Source organism: Modestobacter italicus, assembly GCF_000306785.1.
Classification (GTDB): domain Bacteria; phylum Actinomycetota; class Actinomycetes; order Mycobacteriales; family Geodermatophilaceae; genus Modestobacter; species Modestobacter italicus.
This window is the reverse complement of sequence record NC_017955.1, coordinates 1,440,321-1,458,714: the sequence shown is the minus strand read 5'-3', so window position 1 is coordinate 1,458,714 and position 18,394 is coordinate 1,440,321. Positions and strand designations below refer to the sequence as shown.

The following is an 18,394-nucleotide window of genomic DNA, read 5'->3' as shown; positions in this document are numbered from 1 at the left end:
CGAGGATCGGCGGTCATGCGCACCGACGTGGCCTGCTCCCTCACCGTCTCCTCCCCCGTGCCGGCGACCGCGCTGCTGCAGGTCGCCGTCGCCGCCCCGGCCGGCGAGCAGCTGACCGTGCTGACCGACGGACGGCCGGTGCCCACCGAGGAGATCGCCGTCCCCGGCGCCCGCGTGCACCGGCTGGAGCTCGGCGCCGGCGAGTCGACCATCGCCTACACCGCGCACGTCGAGTCCGGCGGCAGCCCCCGCGAGGTGACCCCGGCGGAGTGGGCCGAGTACCTGCGCCCCAGCCGCTACTGCCCCTCGGACCAGCTCGAGGGGTACGCGGGCACCGAGTTCGACCGGACGACCCCGCGGGCCCGGCTGGTCGCCGACGTCGCCGCCTGGGTGGGCCGGCGGCTGGTCTACACCTCGGGCTCCAGCCGGCCGGTGGACACCGCCGTCGACACCCTGCTGCTGGGCCAGGGGGTCTGCCGCGACTACGCGCACCTGACCATCACGCTGCTCCGCGCACTGGAGGTGCCCGCCCGGCTGGTCGCCGTCTACGCCCCCGGGCTCTCCCCGATGGACTTCCACGCGGTCGTGGAGGCCGACGTGGACGGCGTGTGGCAGACCGTGGACGCCACCCGGCTGGCACCGACGTCGTCCCTGGTCCGGATCTGCTCCGGCCGGGACGCCGCCGACACCGCGTTCCTCTCGCTCTTCGGCGGCCGGGCCACGCTGGGCGCGATGACCGTCACCGCCACGGTCGACGGCGACCTCCCCGCCCCGGACGACGAGCCGTTCCCGCTGCCCTGAAAGCCCGCCCCTCGTCAGCTCCCGGTCGGGGTGACCCCGAACATGAGCACCCGCCGGTCGATGTCGTAGTGGACCGTCGCGGTGTTCGTCAGCAGGTCCTGGAGGTTGTCGGCGTCGTCAGGGTCCAGCGTGAGCACCTCTTCCCACGCTCCCTGGTCGAGGACGAGCTGCAGGGTGTAGGTGCCCGGCTTGCCTGCTTCCCCGGCCGTCCAGCTGAACTGGTAGTGGGTCAGCTGGCGCACCTTGACGCTGTTGTCGGTGACGGGCTGCGGTACCTCCGGCATGGCTGCTCCTCCGCTCGTGGCCACCAGGGCGTGACCTGGGTCACATCCTGCACCAGGTCGGTACCCAGGCCCAGCCTGCGCTCCGAGGTCAGCCAGGCAGCCCGAGCTCGGTCAGCCGGCGCTCGAGGAAGGCGCGCTCGGCACCGTTGCCGGCCAGCTCGACCGCCGCGGCGTAGGCCTGCTCAGCATCGGCCCGCCGGTCCAGCCGGCGCAGCAGGTCGGCCCGGACAGCGTGCACCAGGTGCCCGGGCAGGCTGAGCTGCTCGACCAGCGCCAGCCCGGCCGCGGGCCCCGCCACCTCCGCGACCGCCACGGCCCGGTGCAGCGCCACCACCGGGGTGGGGGTCAGCGCGAGCAGCAGGTCGTAGAGCGCGACGACCTGCCGCCAGTCGGTGTCGGCAGCGGTCGGGGCGTCGCTGTGCACCGCGTTGACCGCCGCCTGCACCTGGTAGGGCCCGGGCTCGCCGCGGCGCAGGCACTCCCGGACCAGCGCCTGCCCCTCGGCCACCAGCGCCCGGTCCCAGCGTCGGCGGTCCTGGTCGGCCAGCAGCACCAGCTCGCCGTCGGCGGTGGTCCGGGCCGGCCGGCGGGACTCGGTGAGCAGCATCAGCGCCAGCAGGCCGGTCACCTCCGGCTCGTCGGGGAGCAGCTCGTGCAGCAGCCGGCCGAGCCGGATCCCCTCGGCGCAGAGGTCGGCGCGGCCCAGCGCCTCCCCGGCGCTGGCGGTGTGGCCCTCGGTGAACACGAGGTAGACCACCGCCAGCACCGGACCGAGCCGTGCGGGCAGCTCGTCGGCGCCGGGCACCCGGTACGGGATGCGGGCGTCGCGGATCTTCGCCTTCGCCCGCACCAGCCGCTGGGCCATGGTCGGTTCGGGCACCAGGAAGGCGCGGGCGATCTCGGCGGTGCTGAGCCCGCCGATCAGCCGCAGCGTGAGCGCCACCTGGGCCGGCGGCGCGAGCGCCGGGTGGCAGCAGGTGAACACCAGCCGCAGCCGGTCGTCGGACACCGCGCCGACGTCCACCGGCTCGTCGCGGGCGTGCAGCAGCGCGGCCTGGGCGTGCCGGTCGTCGCGGGAGGCCTCCCGCCGGAGCCGGTCGACGGCGCGGTGGCGGGCCGTGGTGATGATCCAGCCGGCCGGGCTGGGCGGGACGCCGTCCTCCGGCCAACGCTGCACCGCCGTGGTGAACGCATCGGCGACCGCCTCCTCGGCGACGTCGACGTCCCCGAAGACCCGCACCAGGACGGCGACCGCGCGGGCGTACTGCTCGCGGAACACCTGCTCGACCGCCTGCTCGACCGGCACGCCCGGGGTCACTCCCCGCCCTGGAAGGGGCGCACCTCGATCGGCAGCCGGGTGGCCCGGGCCAGCTCCGTACCCCAGCGGAGCGCCACGTCCAGGTCCGGCGCCTCGATGATCGTGAAGCCGCCCAGGTGCTCCTTGCCCTCGGCGTAGGGCCCGTCGGTGGTGAGTACCTCGCCGTCGGCGACCCGGACGACGGTGGCCGTCTTCGGGGCGTGCAGGCCGCCGGCGAACACCCACACGCCGGCCTCGCGCATCTGCCGGTCGACCTCGCCGACGTCGGCCATGATCCGGTCGAGGTCCGGCGGCAGCGTGCCGTCACCGGTGGGCTCGACGACGCTGAGCAGGTACTGGGTCATGGGGTGCTCCTCCCTGGCGGAACCGGCCCGTCGCCGGCTCTCACCCTCTGTACGAACGGCACCGCCCCGGATCGACAGCCCCGCTCACTCGGGAACGGCCGGTTGCGGCGCGTGCGGCGGCCGCAGGTCGTCGGGCACCAGCTCGACCAGCTCGTCGGGCAGCAGCGGCAGGTCGAGCAGGGAGAGCTTCACCCGGCTGCGGTCGGCGGCGCGGGAGTCGGTGATCCGGACGAGCAGCCCGGCGTCCGGGCGGGTGGTCACCTCCACCACGTCCCCGACCGCGCACTCGCCGGACCAGACGCCGTCGATCTCCATGGCCGGCCGGCCGCCGGTGATCTCCAGCGACAGCGGCTCGGCCGGCCCCACCATGACCGTGCGGCTGATCCCGCTCATCGGCGCCGACGGGGTGACCAGCACGCCCTCCGCGCCCGGGCTCATCACCGGTCCGCCGGCGGCGTAGTTGTAGGCCGTGGAGCCCATCGGGCTGGACACGATGAGGCTGTCGCAGCGGTACCGGCCGTACCGCCGTCCGGACACCGACAGCACGCCCTCCACCTGACCCTGGCCCGGCACCCGGGCGAGGACGACGTCGTTGAACGCGACCGCCTCCCAGCCCGGCCCGCGGACGACCAGGCAGCTGCGCGGCTCGATCGTCGAGCGCCCCTCGGCCATCGCGGTCAGCGCGCCGTCCAGCTCGCGCGCCTCCACCTCGGTGAGGAAGCCCAGCCGGCCGAAGTTGACCCCCAGCACCGGCACCGGCTTGGCCGCCACCAGCCGCATCGCCCCGAGCAGCGTGCCGTCGCCGCCGAGCGCGATCAGCCCGTCGACGCTGCCGGCGAGCTCCTCGACGTCGACCGGGGTCACGCCGCGCAGCCCGAGCCGCTCGACGTCGGCGGCCGCGGCGACCAGCTCGACCTCGTGGGTCGAGGTCCAGGCGGCCACCTGACCCACCGCCCCGCCGCAGTTGCGGACCGGGTGCAGCACCAGCCCGATCCGGCTGCCGTCGTGCACCGGTCAGCCCCGCCAGGTCTCGAGCAGGCGCAGCCACACCTCGCTGATCGTGGGATAGGAGGGGACGGCGTGCCAGAGCCGGCTGATCGGCACCTCGCCGACCACCGCGATCGTCGCCGAGTGGAGCAGCTCGGCCACGCCCGGGCCGATGAAGGTGACCCCGAGCAGCACCTCCCGGTCGGTGTCGACGACGGCGATCGCCGTCCCGGTGTAGCCGTCGGCGTAGACGCCCGCGCCCGCGACGCCGCCGATCGCGTACTCGACCACCCGGTGCGGCAGTCCCTGCTCCTCCGCCTGCGCGGCCGTCAGCCCCACCGCCGCCACCTGCGGGTCGGTGAAGACGACGCTGGGGGTGGCCCGGCGGTCGGCGGTGGCCACGGACGGCGACCAGTCGCCGAGGTCCACCTGCTCGCCGCGGGCGCGGGTCACGATGGCGTGGCCGGCCTGCCGGGCCTGGTACTTGCCCATGTGGGTGAGCAGCGCGCGGCCGTTGACGTCGCCGACGCCGTAGAGCCACGGCACACCCGCCACCTGCAGCGTCTCGTCGACCTCCAGGTACCCGCCCGGCTCGAGCCCGACGGTCTCCAGGCCGATGGCGTCGGAGTTCGCCGTCCGGCCGGTCGCGACGAGCACCTCGTCGCCGCGGACCTCCTCGTCGCCGCAGCCGAGCACCACCTCGCCGCCCTCCCGCCGGGCGGAGTCGACCCGGGTGCCGAGCCGCAGGTCGACGCCGAGCGCGCGCAGCGAGGCGGCGACCGCGTCGCCGGCGGCGGGCTCGAGGTCGGGCAGCACCCGCTCGCCGTGCTGGAGCAGCGTCACCGAGGCGCCCAGCTGCTGCCAGGCGGTGGCCATCTCGCAGCCGACGTAGCCGCCGCCGAGCACCAGCAGCCGGCCCGGCGCCTCCTTGGCGCTGGTCGCCTCCCGCGGCGTCCAGGGCTGGATGTCGGCGAGCCCGTCGACCGGGGGGACGGCGGCCCGGGAGCCGGTGCAGACCGCGACCGCGTGCCGGGCGACCAGCACGAGCTCGGTGCCGTCGGGCTGGGCGACCACGACCCGCTTCTCCCCCGCCAGCCGCCCGTGCCCCCGGACCAGCGCGATGCCGGCCCCGTCGACCCAGCTCACCTGGCCGGCGTCGTCCCAGTGGCTGGTGAAGTCGTCGCGGCGGGCCAGCGTGGCGGCGACGTCCTGCTCGCCGGTGACCGCCTCCGCCGCACCGCGCACGGCGCGCGCCGCGGCGATGGCCTCGCTGCCCCGCAGCAGCGTCTTGCTGGGCATGCACGCCCAGTAGGAGCACTCCCCGCCGACGAGCTCGCTCTCCACGAGGACGGCGGTGAGGCCACCCCGCACGGCGATGTCGGCGACGTTCTCCCCGGTCGAACCGGCGCCCAGGACGATGACGTCGTACGTCTGCTCCGCGTCTGTCACCCGGCCATCCTGTCTGTTGTGCTCCACTGACCGCCATGCCGGTCGATCCCGCGGAGTACTCAGCCGCCCTGCGCCAGTACGCCGCCGGCGTCGTGCTGCTGACCGTGCGCGACGACATCGACGACGTCGGGACGACGGTGACCTCGGTGATGAGCGTGTCCGCCGACCCGCCGCTGGTGGCGATCGGGCTGGCCGCCGACGGCTACCCGGCCGAGGTGCTGCAGTCCGTCGGGTCCGGCGTGCTCAACGTGCTGGCCGCCGACCAGGCGATCCTGGCCAGCCGGTTCTCCTCCGCGGGGCGGCCCTCGGCCCGGCACCTGCTGGAGTCGGTGCCCTGGCAGCGGGCGCCGGTCAGCGACGCGATCGCCCTCGACGGGGCGCTCGCCGCGCTGGACTGCCGGGTCGCCTCGGTGGTCGAGGCGGGCAGCCACGTGCTGGTGCTGTTGTCGGTCGAGGCGCTGCCGGTGCTCGCCGCCGAGGGCGACCCGCTGCTGCGGCTGCGCGGCCGCTGGACCGACGGCGCCGGCCACCCCCTCCGCCGTCCCTGACGCCGAAGGCGCGCCTCTGGCGGTCGTCCTAGCCGCCAAGAGCGCGCCTTCGGTGGTGGAACGCAGGGCGGGGAACGCGGGCGTCACGTGCCGGGGTTAGCGTCAGGACCGATGCCCGCCATGCCCGCTCCGTCCGAGTCCGCCCTGCGCCGCGCCCTGGTCCGCGCCGATCGCGGGGTGACCCTGGACGCCACCGAGGCCGAGACGCTGCTGCACGCCCGCGGGCTGGCCGAGGGCGAGCCGCTGGACCGGCTGCTGACCGCCGCCTCCCGGGTCCGCGACGCCGGGCTGGCCTCGGCCGGGCGCCCCGGGGTGGTCACCTACAGCCGCAAGGTGTTCATCCCGCTCACCCACCTGTGCCGCGACCGCTGCCACTACTGCACGTTCGTGACCACGCCCGGGCAGCTGCGCGCCGAGGGCAAGGCACCGTTCCTGTCGCCGGACGAGGTGCTGGAGATCGCCCGCCAGGGCGCCGCGCTGGGCTGCAAGGAGGCGCTGTTCACCCTCGGCGACCGCCCGGAGGAGCGCTGGCCGGTCGCCGCCGAGTGGCTCGAGGCGCACGGCTTCGACTCCACGCTGGGCTACCTCCGGGCGATGTCGATCCGGGTGCTGGAGGAGACCGGGCTGCTCCCGCACCTCAACCCCGGCGTGCTCAGCTGGGAGGAGATCCAGCGGCTCAAGCCAGTCGCCGCCTCGATGGGCATGATGCTGGAGACGACCGCGACCCGGCTGTGGTCCGAGCGCGGCGGCCCGCACTTCGGCAGCCCCGACAAGGAGCCCGCCGTCCGGCTGCGGGTGCTCGAGGACGCCGGCCGCTCCGCCGTCCCGTTCACCACCGGGGTGCTGCTGGGCATCGGCGAGGACTATGCCGAGCGGGTCGACGCGATCCTGCAGATCCGGGCCTCCGCGCGCCGGCACCAGCACGTGCAAGAGGTCATCGTGCAGAACTTCCGGGCCAAGCCGCGCACCGCGATGGCCGCCCACGACGACCTCGGCCTGCAGGAGTACGTCGCCGCCGTCGCGGTCAGCCGGCTGGTGCTCGGACCCGCCGCCCGGGTGCAGGCACCGCCGAACCTCTCCGACTCCACCGAGCTCGGCCTGCTGCTGCGCGCCGGGGTCGACGACTGGGGCGGGGTCTCGCCCCTGACGCCGGACCACGTCAACCCCGAGCGGCCCTGGCCCCACACCGACAAGCTCGCCGCGCTCACCGCCGAGGCCGGCTTCACGCTGCGCGAGCGGCTGGTCGCCCAGCCGGGCTACGTCCTGCAGCCCGAGCCGTGGCTGGACCCGCGGGTGCGCCCGCACGTCGTCGCCCTCGCCGGCCCCGACGGCCTGGCGGTCGAGGGCCGGCTGCCGGTCGGGCTGCCGTGGCAGGAGCCGGACGAGGCCTGGACGTCGAGCGGCCGGGTCGACCTGCACGTCGAGGTGGACACGGTCGGGCGCACCGGCGACCGGCGCAGCGACTTCGACGCCGTGTACGGCGACTGGGCGGAGCTGCGCGAGGCGACCACGTCCGCCCGGGACGGGCACTCCACCGCGATCGCGGCCGGCGACCCCGAGGTGCACGCCGCGCTGCGGCACGCCGAGACCGACCCCGCCGGGCTGAGCGACGCCGAGTACCTGGCGCTGCTGGGCGCCGACGACACCGACCTGGAGGCGCTCGCGGCGCTGGCCGACGCGGTCCGCCGGGACGTCAACGGCGACGACGTCACCTACGTGGTCAACCGGAACATCAACTTCACCAACGTCTGCTACACCGGCTGCCGGTTCTGCGCGTTCGCCCAGCGGCGCACCGACGCCGACGCGTTCACCCTGTCGATGCGGCAGGTCGGCGACCGGGTCGACGAGGCGTGGGCCGGCGGCGCGACCGAGATCTGCATGCAGGGCGGCATCCACCCCGACCTGCCCGGCACGGCGTACCTCGACCTGGCCCGGGAGGTGAAGTCCCGCCGTCCCGACATCCACCTGCACGCCTTCTCCCCCATGGAGGTGGTGAACGGGTCGGCGCGCACCGGGCTGAGCTACCGCGACTTCCTCACCGCGGCCAAGGAGGCCGGGGTGGACAGCCTGCCCGGCACGGCGGCGGAGATCCTGGACGACGACGTCCGGTGGGTGCTGACCAAGGGCAAGCTGCCCGCCGCGGCCTGGCTGGAGATCGTCAAGACGGCGCACCAGGTCGGGCTGCCGACCACCTCCACGATGATGTACGGGCACGTCGACACCCCCGCGCACTGGGTGGCCCACCTGCGCACGCTGGCCGCCCTGCAGGACGAGACGGGTGGCTTCCGGGAGTTCGTGCTGCTGCCCTTCGTGCACCACAACGCCCCGATCTACCTGGCCGGGGTCGCCCGTCCGGGGCCGACGAACCGGGAGAACCGGGCGGTGCACGCCGTCGCGCGGCTGCTGCTGCACGGCCGGATCGACAACGTGCAGACCTCCTGGGTCAAGCTCGGCGACACCGGCACGCAGGCGATGCTGAACGGCGGCGCCAACGACCTGGGCGGCACGCTGATGGAGGAGACCATCAGCCGGATGGCCGGGTCGGGCAACGGGTCGCTGAAGACGATCGCCGAGCTGGAGGCGATGGCCGCCGCCATCGGCCGCCCGGCCCGGCAGCGGACGACGGAGTACGGGACGCCCAGCGCCGAGCGGATGGCCACCGCCCGCACCGACGCCGGCCGGGCCGCGCTCACCCTCAAGCTCGTCTGAGGCCCGCGCTCAGGCTCCCAGCACCGCCGCGAGCTGACGGGTGTCGACGTACTGCTGGAACCTGACCACCTTGCCCTCCCGCAGGTCGCAGACGTGCAGCGCCTGGGCATCCAGGGGCCGACCGGTCGCGAGGGCCCTCGTCGCGCGGTACCGGCACTGCACGACCACGGTGTCGCCGTCGGTGAGGAACCGGTCGAGGTCGATGCGGAAGCCCTCGTAGGCCCGGCCGAGCGGCACGAAGACCTCGTCGACGACCTCCTGCGGTCCGCGCAGCGGCCGGCCCGGGTACCACGGGTGCCCCTCGGCCTCGTTCCACTCGACCCGGTCGTCCATCAGGGCGATCACGGCAGGCACGTCCCCACGGCCGAAGGCCTCGTAGGCGCCCCGCATCACGGTGACGTTGTCGGTGGCTGCTCGCGTCATGGACGCCTCCTGGCCCCGTGTGGGGACTCGACGGTAGGACCCGGTGAGGGTCCGTCGACGGCCTCCGTCGATGAACAGCTGGACGATCGCCGGACCACCGGCAGTCCTGACGCTCGGTGACCGGTCGCATCGCCTCGCTGGCCTGCCAGCGCCGAGCGGATGGCCACCGCCCGTCCCGACGCGGCCGGCGGGCGCACACCCGCTCGATCACCTCGGCCTGACGAGCACGCGCCCGGTCGGGCCGCCTGCCCGCTGCGCGTCCCGCGCCCTGCCGGTGTTCCCGCGCGGACTCCTCGGACGCATCGATACAGTGCCGCAATGTGAGGTGCGCCACTGCACCTCCGCTGACGCAACAGGCAGGTCTGCATGCTCTACGCCGCGTACGAAGTGCACCGTCGCTTGACCTCACCGGCGGTGGCGGTCTCCGCGAGGACCGCCCGGGTGCTGAGCGCGCTGCCCGCGCCGCTCGCCGCGCCCGGCGTCCGGCACCTCCGGGCTGCCTGCGACATCGTCGCCCATGCCCGGCCGACGCACGACCGGCCGGCGTTCGGCATCGACTCCGTGCCGGTCGGCGGCCGACCGGCCGAGGTGTCCGAGCACCCGGAGACGAGCACACCCTTCGCCACGCTGCTGCACTTCCGGAAGCCGTCGGTCACCGGGCAGCCCCGGGTGCTCGTCGTCGGGCCCATGTCCGGGCACTTCACGACGCTGATCCGGCCGGCCATCCGCACCCTGCTGTCCGACCACGACGTGTACGTCCTGGACTGGCACAACGCCCGGGACGTCCCTGTCGAGGACGGCCGCTTCGGGCTGGACGAGTACATCGAGCACGTCATGGACGCGCTCCGCCACCTCGGCCCCGGCTGCCACGTCGTCGCCGTCTGCCAGCCCGCCGTCCCGGTGCTCGCGGCCGTCGCACTGCTGGCCGCCGCCGGCGACGAGGCCCAGCCGCGCAGCCTGACCCTGATGGCCGGACCGGTCGACACCCGGGTCAACCCGAACCGGCTCAACACGATGGCCGCGACCAGGCCGCTGACGTCCTTCGAACGCCGGTTCATCGACAGGGTGCCCGCCCGGTACCCCGGCGCCGGGCGCCGGGTCTACCCCGGCGTCGTCCAGCTGACCGCGTTCATGTCGATGAACCCCAAGCGGCACCTGAGCGCCCACGCCCGTCTCTACCGGGACCTGGTCGCCGGTGAGACCGCGCGAGCCGCCAGCACCCGCGCCTTCTACGACGAGTACGGCGCCGTGATGGACGTCCCGGCCGAGTTCTACCTCGAGACGGTCGGCCGCATCTTCCAGGACAACGACCTCGCCACCGGCACCTTCACCTGGCGCGGCACCCCGGTCGATCCCGGGGCCATCTCCGGCACGGACCTGCTCACCGTCGAGGGCGCCGACGACGACATCTGCTCCCCCGGGCAGACCCAGGCCGCGCACGCCCTCTGCACCGGCATCCCGGCCGACCGCAGGCACCACCACCTGCAGCCGGGGGTGGGCCACTACGGCGTGTTCAGCGGTTCCCGCTGGGACGCCGAGGTCCACCCCGTGGTCCGCGACTTCATCGCCGGGGCCGACGAGGCCCGGCCGATGGCCTCGCCGGCCTGACCGCCCGATGCCCGACGGAGGGCGCACCGGGGAGCCGGGAGCGGCCGGGACCGCGCCGGTGACCGCGGTGGACCCGGGCGGCCCCCGCGCCGCCGAGCAGGCCTGGCGGCGGTTGCGGCCGCAGCTGGCCGCCGACGCGGAGGCCGCGCTGGGGGCGGCCGAGGCCGACGCCTTCCTGACCCGGGTCGAGGTCGCGCTGGTCGACGTGCACGCCCCCCTCGTCGCGCTCTACGGCCAGCGGGCCGACCCCGAGGAGCTGCTGGACCGCGCCCTGCGGCTGGTCCTCGCGGCCGCCGCCGAGCGGCCGGCGGAGCTGCGGGTGCTGGACCGGCGCCGGGAGATCGACCCGCACTGGTTCCAGCGCGAGCGCATGCAGGGCTACGTCTGCTACGTCGACCGGTTCTGCGGCACGCTCGGCCAGCTGCCCGCCCGGCTGGACCACCTCGCCGAGCTGGGCACCACCTACCTGCACCTGATGCCGCTGCTGCGGCCGCGCGAGGGCGAGAACGACGGGGGCTACGCGGTCGCCGACTACCGCGAGGTCGACCCCCGGCTGGGCACGATGGCCGAGCTCGAGGCGGTCGCCGCGGCGCTGCGCCGGCACGACATGAGCCTGTGCATCGACCTGGTGCTCAACCACACCGCCGCGGAGCACCCGTGGGCGCGGGGCTGGCTGGCCGGCGACCCGGCCTACGCCGACTTCTACACCGCCTTCCCCGACCGCCGGCTGCCCGACGCGTACGAGGCGACCATCCCGGAGGTCTTCCCCGACCGGGCGCCCGGCTCGTTCAGCTGGGTGCCCGAGGCGTGCGGCGGCGCCGGCGGCTGGGTGTGGACGACGTTCTGGAGCTACCAGTGGGACCTCGACTACGCCAACCCCGAGGTCACCCTGGCGATGCTCGGTGAGATCACCTGGCTGGCCAACCGCGGCGTCGAGGTGTTCCGGATGGACGCCATCCCGTTCATGTGGAAGCGGCTGGGCACCAACTGCCAGAACCAGCCCGAGGTCCACGACCTGGTGCAGCTGCTGCACGCGCTGACCCGGGTCGCGGCACCGGCGGTGGTGTTCAAGGCCGAGGCGATCGTCGCGCCGGAGGACCTGGTGCCCTACCTGGGGGCGCACACCCGGGAGCGGCCGGAGTGCGAGCTGGCCTACCACAACCAGCTGATGGTGCTGCTGTGGAGCAGCGTGGCCGCGCAGGACGCCCGGCTGGCGATCGCCGCGCTGCGCCGGATGCGGCCGATCCCCACCGGCGCGAGCTGGGTGACCTACGTGCGCGGGCACGACGACATCGGCTGGGCGGTCAGCGACACCGACGCCGCGGCCATCGGCGCCGACGGTGACGCGCACCGGCGCTTCCTCAACGACTTCTTCTCCGGCCGCTTCCCGCACTCCCCGGCGAGGGGGGCGCTGTTCCAGGAGAACCCGCTCACCGGCGACGCCCGGATCTCGGGGACGGCGGCCTCGCTGTGCGGCATCGAGTCGGCCCTGGAGAAGGACGACGCCGCGGCCCTGGACCGGGGGGTGCGCCGGCTGCTGCTGATGTACTCGGTCGCCTTCTCCTTCGGCGGCATCCCGCTGCTCTACATGGGCGACGAGATCGGCATGCGCAACGACACCGGCTACCTGGCCGACCCCGAGCGCGCCCCGGACAACCGGTGGATGCACCGCCCGCCGATGGACTGGACCGCGGTCGGACGCCGGCACGACCCGGCGACGCTGGAGGGCCGGGTGTTCGCCGGGCTGCGCGAGATGGGCGAGGTGCGGCGCGCACTGCCGGCCCTGCGCGGCGGGGCCGAGCCGAGCGTGCTGACCGCGGGCAGCGACCGGGTGCTCGTCTGGCGGCGCCGGCACCCGCGCAGCGGCTCCTTCGTGGGCCTGGCCAACTTCGCCTCGATGCCGGCGGTCGTCGACGCCGACACGGTCACCGGTTTCGGCACCTACGCGCCGGTGCTCAGCAGCGACGGGCCGCTGGAGGTGCGGGGCCGCGGGCTCGTCGTCCCCGGGCTGGGGTTCGCCTGGTACGCCGAGCCCTGACGGACCGGCCGGTGGCGGCGGTGTGGGCCGCCGCCACCGGCCGTCGCGCTCAGCGGCTCCCGCCGCCGACCATCGGGTCGTCGCCGTCGCGGCGCACCGTCTGCTCGACGCCCTCGGTGGAGGACGGCGCGGTGTAGCCCTCGGCGTCGTGCTCCTCGATCAGCACGCCGTCGCGCACCGAGTCCGGCGGGGGCTGGTCGACGACGGTCACCGGCTGGCTCGCGGCCGGCTGCGGCGGCGGGACCGTCGCGGTCGCTTTTGGGGGCTCGCCCTCCGAGCCGCTCCGCGACGCCGCCACCGCGGCACCGGCGGCTGCGGCGACCGCGGCGGCACCGGCGACGACGGTCGTCGCCGACACCCCGGCCTTGCCGCTGTCGCCCCGCGACATCGCGGCGTCCTCGACACCGGGCGTGCCGGCGCTGACGCCGTGCTGGACGGTGCCGCGCCACGCCCCGCTCTCGTAGCCGGCGTCCTCGATGAACTCCTTGAACCGGGCCAGGTCGGACTTGGCCTGGCGCCCGACGATGCCGAGCGCGTCCCCGGCCTTCTCCACCACGCCCTCGGGCTCGTACTCCAGGGTCAGGTGGACCACCGTGGCGGCGGGCCCGGCCGGGGTGAACCGGACGGCGCCGGCGTTCGTCGCTCCCCCGGTGGCGGCCCAGGCGACCTTCTGGTCGGGGACCTGCTCGAGGACGGCGGCGTCCCACTCGCGCCGGACGCCGGCGATCTCGGCCACCCAGTGCAGCCGCTGGTCGCCGAGCTGCCGGACCTCCCTGACCCCGCCCATGAAGTGCGGGAACTCCTCGAACTGGGTCCACTGGTTGTAGGCGGTGCTGACCGGTACGTCGACCTGGATCGACTCCTCGACCTTGGTGGTCACGCTGTTCCTCCTTCGTCGCAGGACACTCGCTGCCCTGCGACCTACCCCACCTGCCCCGGCTGAAGCGCGGAGGTCAGCCGGCCTGCGGCGGCCGGCACCACAGCGCCTCGACGTCGCCGTCCAGCGCGAGGGCGCCGGCCCCGTGCGGCACGAGGAGGGTCTGGCCGGCGCCGACGGTCGCCGTCCACCCGTCGTCCGCCGCCCGGAGCCGACCCTGCCCCCGGGTGACCACCACGACCCCGAAGGAGGCGGCCAGGGGGTCTCCCCCCAGCACCCGGTCCACCCGGAAGAACTCCGCGGCGCGCTCGGGCAGCACGGGGCCCGGGCCGCGACGGCGGACGACGAGTGAGTCGATGCGCTCGGGCGACCAGCCGCTGAGGTCGGCGGCCTGCAGCGCCAGGTCGAACCCGAGCCCGAGGTGCCCGTCGCGCTCACCGTCGAGCGCGAAGCCCCGCCACTCCAGCAGGATGGACAGGTCCTCGGGCTCCTGGACCTCCACGAGGAGGACACCGGCCCCGATGGCGTGCGGGAGGCCGGCCGGCACCAGGACGGCGTCGCCCGGGGCCACCTCGACGCGGTGCATCGCGGCCAGCAGCACCTCGACGTCCTGCTCCGCCACGAGCCGGCGCACCTCCGCGGGCGCCAGGTCCCGGCGCAGCCCGAGGTGCACCTCCCCGCCGCGCAGGACGACCCACGCCTCGGTCTTGCCGTGCGCACGCTGCAGGTGCTCGGCGGCGAACGCGCCGTCCGGGTGGAGGTGGACCGGGAGCCGTTGCCCCGCGTCGAGCAGCTTGGTCAGCAGCATGGTGTCGGCCCCGAACCGGGCCACGTGCGCCGCCCCGAGCCAGCCGACCGGGTCGGCGGCGACCACGTCACGGAGCAGGCGGCCGTCGGGCAGCCGGGTCAACCCGAGCTCGTGCTCGCCGAACAGCGTCGTGCTGGACCCCACCCAGTCCTCGGGCAGGTTCCCGCCCACCCACGGCGTGCCCCGGAACTCGGCGATGCGCGCACCCCCGGCGTAGAAGCGGTCGGCGGGCTGGTTGGGGTCCAGGGTGAGCGGGACGAGCGGCATGCGGCGCCTCGGGTGCTGGTCGGGTGCGTGCGGACGGTGGGCGCGGGCCCGCGGTCAGGATGCCCTGCGGGTCCGCACCGCCGGCACGTCGGCTCCGGACGGCGGCGCGACCGCACGCGACACAGGACGGGACCTGCGTCACTCCCGCTCCTGAGCAGGGCTAATGTTGCCGCGCGCTGTACCGGCTACAGCGGCGTCCCGAGCCCGTGGACCCGCCGAGCCGCGCCCCCACCCCCGAGTGCGAGTCCAACGGAGGAACCACCATGCTGTCCCCCTTCCGGGCCCGGAAGACGTCCGCGGCCCTGGTCCTGCTCAGCGCGGTCGCGCTCAGCGCGTGCAGCAACGGCGACAACGCCGGTGGCAGTGGCGGCGGAGGTGGCGACGGCGAGGTGGACAAGGTCGGGCTGATGCTCCAGGACATCTCCAACCCGTTCTTCGCCTCGATGCAGAAGAGCATGGAGGACGCGGCGAAGGAGCAGGGCTTCGACCTGAACGTCCAGGACGGGCGGCAGGACCTCGGCACCCAGAACGACCAGATCGACACCTTCATCCAGCAGGGGATGGACCTGATCCTGCTCAACGCCGTCGACAGCAGCGGCATCGCCTCGGCCGTCGCCCGCGCCCAGGCCGCGGGCATCACCGTGGTGGCCGTCGACGTGGACGCCGAGGGCGCCGACGCCGCCGTCACCACCGACAACGTCGAGGCCGGCCGGCAGTCCTGCCAGGCCCTGGTCGACGCGCTGGGCGGCACCGGCAACATCCTCGTCGTCGAGGGCACCCCGACCACGGCACCGCAGGACCGGGTGAAGGGCTGCGAGGAGGTGCTCGCGGCCAACACCGGCGTCAAGGTGGTGGCCCGGCAGGCCGGCAAGAACGACCGCGCCAGCGGGCTCTCGCTGACCACCGACATGCTCACCGCCAACCAGGACGTGAAGGGCATCTTCGCCATCAACGACCCGGAGGCCCTGGGCGCCGACCTCGCCGTCCAGCAGGCCGGCCGCACCGGCGTGACGATCGTCGGCGTCGACGGCTCCCCCGAGGCGGTCACCGCCCTCGAGGACCCGTCCTCCAACTTCGCGGCGAGCGCGGCGCAGGACCCGGGCGGCATGGCCCTGAAGGCGCTGGAGGTCGGCCAGGGCATCGTCGCCGGCGACGAGCCGGCCGAGCGCGTGACCCTGCTGGCGCCCTCCCTCGTCACCAAGGACAACGTGGCCGACTACCAGGGCTGGTGACCCGGTCCGGCTGGCAGGAGGAACTCGTGAACGAGACCGCGACTCCGCTGCTCGAGGTGGCGGGCATCAGCAAGCGCTTCGGCGCGACGCTCGCCCTGTCCGACGTCAGCTTCGACGTCCGGGCGGGTGAGGTGCACGCCCTCATGGGCGAGAACGGCGCCGGCAAGTCGACGCTGATGAAGATCATCTCGGGCAACTACCAGCCGGACACCGGCACCATCCGGATCTCCGGGACCCCTGCCGTCATGGCGTCGCCGCGCGACGCCATGACGGCAGGCGTCGCGATCATCCACCAGGAGCTCAACACCATCCCGGACATGACGGTGGCCGAGAACCTGGCCACCGGCAACGAGCCGGCGCGCTTCGGCGTCCTCGACCGCCGGACGATGGTCGCCCAGGCCCGGGAGAAGCTCGCCCGGGTCGGCGCCCACATCGACCCCACCCGGCCGATCGGCCGGCTCAGCGTCGGCATGCAGCAGATGGTCGAGATCGCCCGCGCCGTCGCGGAGAACGCGAAGGTGCTGGTGCTCGACGAGCCGACGGCGTCGCTGTCGCGGACCGAGTCCGAGCAGCTGTTCGCGCTCATCCGGTCGATGCGCGACAGGGGCATGGGGCTGATCTACATCAGCCACCGCATGGAGGAGGTCTGGGAGCTCGCCGACCGGGTGACCGTCTTCCGCGACGGCAAGCTCATCGGCACCCGGGACATGCGCGCCGACGGCCCGGACCGGACCACCCCCGGTGACATCGTGCGGATGATGGTCGGCCGCGAGATCAGCGACCTCTACGTCCGCACCCCGCACCCGGCCGGGGAGGTCCGCCTCGACGTCCGCGACCTGACCGGTCCCGGCGGGATCGGTCCGGTCTCCTTCGACGTCCGCGGCGGCCAGGTGGTCGGGATGGTCGGCCTCATCGGCGCCGGCCGCACCGAGGTCGCCCGGCTCATCTACGGCGCGGACCGCTCCACCGGCGGCACCGTCTCGCTGGACGGCACCCCGTTGGAGGTGCGCAACCCGATCGAGGGGCTGCGCGCCGGGGTCGGCCTGCTCCCGGAGAGCCGCAAGGACCAGGCGCTGTTCCTGGACCTGTCGGTCAAGGACAACATCTCCATGTCCACGCTCAAGGAGCACAGCACCATGGGCGTGCTCCGCGGCGGACCGCTGGTGCGGGCCGTGCGCGGGGTCATGGAACAGCTCAAGGTGCGGTCCAACGCGCTCGGGCTGGAGTCGCGGGCGCTGTCCGGCGGGAACCAGCAGAAGCTGGTGCTGGGTCGGTTGCTGCTGCAGCGGCCCAAGCTGCTCATCCTCGACGAGCCCACCCGCGGCGTGGACATCGGCGCGAAGAGCGAGATCTACCGCCTGATCAACGAGATCGCCGGGACCGGCGCCGCCGTCCTGGTCATCTCCTCCGACCTGCCCGAGGCGCTCGGCATCAGCGACCAGCTGCTGGTGATGCGCGCCGGCCAGATCGTGGCCTCCCTCGACGCCCGCGGGGCGAGCGAGGAGACCGTCATGCAACACGCCACCGGCGTCTACGCAGACGACGCCGCCCCGACCGAGACCGCTGGGACCGCCCGATGAGCACGAGCACCACCACGCCCGCCGACCCCACCGTCCAGCCGCCGGAGAAGCGCGGCTTCCCCGTCGCCTACTGGTGGGACCGGGTCGGCATCTTCCTGGTCCTGCTGCTGCTGATCGCGCTGATGTCGGCGATCGCGCCGAACTTCCTGTCGGTCGACAACGCGGTCAACGTCGCCCGCTCGGTGTCGATCAACGCGATCCTCGCCGCGGGGATGACCGTGGTCATCCTGACCGCGGGCATCGACCTGTCGGTCGGCTCGATCCTCGCCGTGGCCGGGGTGGGCGGCGTCCTGCTGGCCACCAACGGGGTGCCGACGCCGCTGGCGCTGCTGGGCGGCATCGCGATCGGCGCGCTCTGCGGCGCGGTCAACGGCGCGCTCATCGCCTGGCTGGCACTGCCGGCCTTCATCGTGACGCTGGGCTCGCTGACCTACCTGCGCGGCCTGGCGTACTCGATGCTCGACGGCCAGCCGCTGGTGGCCACCGACCTAGGTTTCCGCGGCATCGGCAACGGCAGCATCGCCGGCATCCCGCAGCCGGTGGTCGTGATGCTGGTGGTCTACGTGGTGTTCTGGTTCCTGCTGGAGCGGACCCGGTTCGGCCGGCACGTGTACGCCGTCGGCGGCAACATCGAGGCGGCCCGGCTGGCCGGCATCAACGTCAAGCGGGTCCTGCTGTCGACCTACATGCTCTCCGGGGCAGCCGCCGGGGTCGCCGGGCTGATCTTCTCCGCACGGGTCCTGTCGGCCCAGCCGACGGCCGGCAACGGCTACGAGCTGGACGCGATCGCCGCCGTGGTGCTGGGCGGCACCTCGCTCGCCGGTGGCCGCGGCCGGATCTTCGGCACGCTGGTGGGTGCGGTGATCATCGGGGTGCTCTCCAACGGCCTCGTGCTGCTGGACGTCCCGTTCTTCTACCAGCTGATGATCAAGGGCGCCGTGATCATCATCGCCATCGCGCTGGACAGCCTGAAGCGGTTCGCCCGGTCGACCAGTTGACCTGGCCCCCGCCCACGACGCCCCCGCCCGGCCCGACCGTGCGGGGGCGTCGTGCGTCCGTGCCCCTGGCGTCGTCCAGCGGTGGTGCGGATCATGTCGGGGGACACCCGACCCCGAGCCCCG

Annotated in this window: 16 protein-coding genes; 8 read left to right on the top strand and 8 right to left on the bottom strand. The window is 74.4% G+C overall.

Features of this window, described 5'->3' with window-relative positions:
* Nucleotides 1-15 precede the first annotated feature (15 nt).
* Nucleotides 16-801, top strand: coding sequence for a transglutaminase-like domain-containing protein (locus MODMU_RS07115; protein ID WP_014739526.1), 786 nt, complete (start codon nucleotides 16-18; stop codon nucleotides 799-801).
* Between the two features lie 14 nt (nucleotides 802-815).
* On the opposite strand, the gene MODMU_RS07110 is transcribed toward MODMU_RS07115, so the two are convergent.
* The 5 genes from MODMU_RS07110 to MODMU_RS07090 form a co-directional block, all read right to left on the bottom strand.
* The gene (locus MODMU_RS07110; protein ID WP_014739525.1) at nucleotides 816-1,085 is read right to left on the bottom strand and encodes a hypothetical protein; all 270 of its coding nucleotides are present in this window, start codon (nucleotides 1,083-1,085) and stop codon (nucleotides 816-818) included.
* 88 nt (nucleotides 1,086-1,173) lie between these two features.
* A complete protein-coding gene (locus MODMU_RS07105) occupies nucleotides 1,174-2,391 on the bottom strand; it encodes an RNA polymerase sigma factor (protein ID WP_014739524.1) in 1,218 nt (405 codons plus the stop codon).
* A gap of 8 nt (nucleotides 2,392-2,399) precedes the next feature.
* Nucleotides 2,400-2,747, bottom strand: coding sequence for a YciI family protein (locus MODMU_RS07100; protein WP_014739523.1), 348 nt, complete (start codon nucleotides 2,745-2,747; stop codon nucleotides 2,400-2,402).
* A gap of 84 nt (nucleotides 2,748-2,831) precedes the next feature.
* Nucleotides 2,832-3,758, bottom strand: coding sequence for an NAD(+)/NADH kinase (locus MODMU_RS07095; RefSeq protein ID WP_014739522.1), 927 nt, complete (start codon nucleotides 3,756-3,758; stop codon nucleotides 2,832-2,834).
* Between the two features lie 3 nt (nucleotides 3,759-3,761).
* On the bottom strand, nucleotides 3,762-5,183 hold the full coding sequence (locus tag MODMU_RS07090) for a dihydrolipoyl dehydrogenase family protein (RefSeq protein WP_014739521.1): 1,422 nt from the start codon (nucleotides 5,181-5,183) through the stop codon (nucleotides 3,762-3,764).
* A 35-nt stretch (nucleotides 5,184-5,218) separates the two neighbouring features.
* Between MODMU_RS07090 and MODMU_RS07085 the strand changes: the two genes are divergently transcribed.
* Nucleotides 5,219-5,731, top strand: a complete 513-nt coding sequence (locus MODMU_RS07085) for a flavin reductase family protein (protein WP_014739520.1) — start codon at nucleotides 5,219-5,221, stop codon at nucleotides 5,729-5,731.
* A gap of 120 nt (nucleotides 5,732-5,851) precedes the next feature.
* Entirely contained in the window at nucleotides 5,852-8,440 is a 2,589-nt protein-coding gene (locus MODMU_RS07080; protein WP_231851779.1) for a bifunctional FO biosynthesis protein CofGH, read from the top strand.
* 9 nt (nucleotides 8,441-8,449) lie between these two features.
* On the opposite strand, the gene MODMU_RS07075 is transcribed toward MODMU_RS07080, so the two are convergent.
* On the bottom strand, nucleotides 8,450-8,863 hold the full coding sequence (locus MODMU_RS07075; RefSeq protein WP_014739518.1) for a nuclear transport factor 2 family protein: 414 nt from the start codon (nucleotides 8,861-8,863) through the stop codon (nucleotides 8,450-8,452).
* A 366-nt stretch (nucleotides 8,864-9,229) separates the two neighbouring features.
* Between MODMU_RS07075 and MODMU_RS07070 the strand changes: the two genes are divergently transcribed.
* Nucleotides 9,230-10,471 (top strand): polyhydroxyalkanoate depolymerase, encoded by a 1,242-nt coding sequence (locus MODMU_RS07070; protein ID WP_014739517.1) that lies wholly within the window; start codon nucleotides 9,230-9,232, stop codon nucleotides 10,469-10,471.
* Nucleotides 10,472-10,529: 58 nt separating this feature from the next.
* Complete coding sequence (locus MODMU_RS07065) at nucleotides 10,530-12,509, top strand: alpha-amylase family protein (RefSeq protein ID WP_014739516.1); 1,980 nt, start codon at nucleotides 10,530-10,532, stop codon at nucleotides 12,507-12,509.
* Nucleotides 12,510-12,558: 49 nt separating this feature from the next.
* Here MODMU_RS07065 and MODMU_RS07060 read toward each other — a convergent pair whose 3' ends face one another.
* Together MODMU_RS07060 and MODMU_RS07055 are read right to left on the bottom strand one after the other, a co-directional pair.
* Entirely contained in the window at nucleotides 12,559-13,389 is an 831-nt protein-coding gene (locus MODMU_RS07060) for an SRPBCC family protein (protein ID WP_014739515.1), read from the bottom strand.
* A 73-nt stretch (nucleotides 13,390-13,462) separates the two neighbouring features.
* Nucleotides 13,463-14,461 carry a class I mannose-6-phosphate isomerase gene (locus MODMU_RS07055; protein ID WP_014739514.1) on the bottom strand — a complete coding sequence of 333 codons (999 nt, stop codon included), beginning with the start codon at nucleotides 14,459-14,461 and terminating at the stop codon, nucleotides 13,463-13,465.
* Nucleotides 14,462-14,724: 263 nt separating this feature from the next.
* Between MODMU_RS07055 and MODMU_RS07050 the strand changes: the two genes are divergently transcribed.
* Genes MODMU_RS07050 through MODMU_RS07040 form a run of 3 tightly spaced genes read left to right on the top strand, consistent with a single transcriptional unit; the run spans nucleotide 14,725 to nucleotide 18,271 of the window.
* Nucleotides 14,725-15,693, top strand: coding sequence for an ABC transporter substrate-binding protein (locus MODMU_RS07050; protein ID WP_014739513.1), 969 nt, complete (start codon nucleotides 14,725-14,727; stop codon nucleotides 15,691-15,693).
* Between the two features lie 26 nt (nucleotides 15,694-15,719).
* Entirely contained in the window at nucleotides 15,720-17,273 is a 1,554-nt protein-coding gene (locus tag MODMU_RS07045) for a sugar ABC transporter ATP-binding protein (protein WP_014739512.1), read from the top strand.
* Nucleotides 17,270-18,271, top strand: coding sequence for an ABC transporter permease (locus MODMU_RS07040; RefSeq protein WP_014739511.1), 1,002 nt, complete (start codon nucleotides 17,270-17,272; stop codon nucleotides 18,269-18,271). The genes MODMU_RS07045 and MODMU_RS07040 overlap by 4 nt, the downstream gene beginning before the upstream one ends.
* Nucleotides 18,272-18,394: the final 123 nt, after the last annotated feature.

What these genes read in the sequence shown, in the direction of transcription:
- MODMU_RS07115 (WP_014739526.1), top strand. Translation starts at nt 16, where the DNA reads ATGCGCACCGACGTGGCCTGCTCCCTCACCGTCTCCTCCCCCGTGCCG.
- MODMU_RS07110 (WP_014739525.1), bottom strand. Translation starts at nt 1,085, where the DNA reads ATGCCGGAGGTACCGCAGCCCGTCACCGACAACAGCGTCAAGGTGCGC.
- MODMU_RS07100 (WP_014739523.1), bottom strand. Translation starts at nt 2,747, where the DNA reads ATGACCCAGTACCTGCTCAGCGTCGTCGAGCCCACCGGTGACGGCACG.
- MODMU_RS07085 (WP_014739520.1), top strand. Translation starts at nt 5,219, where the DNA reads ATGCCGGTCGATCCCGCGGAGTACTCAGCCGCCCTGCGCCAGTACGCC.
- MODMU_RS07080 (WP_231851779.1), top strand. Translation starts at nt 5,852, where the DNA reads ATGCCCGCTCCGTCCGAGTCCGCCCTGCGCCGCGCCCTGGTCCGCGCC.
- MODMU_RS07075 (WP_014739518.1), bottom strand. Translation starts at nt 8,863, where the DNA reads ATGACGCGAGCAGCCACCGACAACGTCACCGTGATGCGGGGCGCCTAC.
- MODMU_RS07070 (WP_014739517.1), top strand. Translation starts at nt 9,230, where the DNA reads ATGCTCTACGCCGCGTACGAAGTGCACCGTCGCTTGACCTCACCGGCG.
- MODMU_RS07055 (WP_014739514.1), bottom strand. Translation starts at nt 14,461, where the DNA reads ATGCCGCTCGTCCCGCTCACCCTGGACCCCAACCAGCCCGCCGACCGC.
- MODMU_RS07050 (WP_014739513.1), top strand. Translation starts at nt 14,725, where the DNA reads ATGCTGTCCCCCTTCCGGGCCCGGAAGACGTCCGCGGCCCTGGTCCTG.
- MODMU_RS07040 (WP_014739511.1), top strand. Translation starts at nt 17,270, where the DNA reads ATGAGCACGAGCACCACCACGCCCGCCGACCCCACCGTCCAGCCGCCG.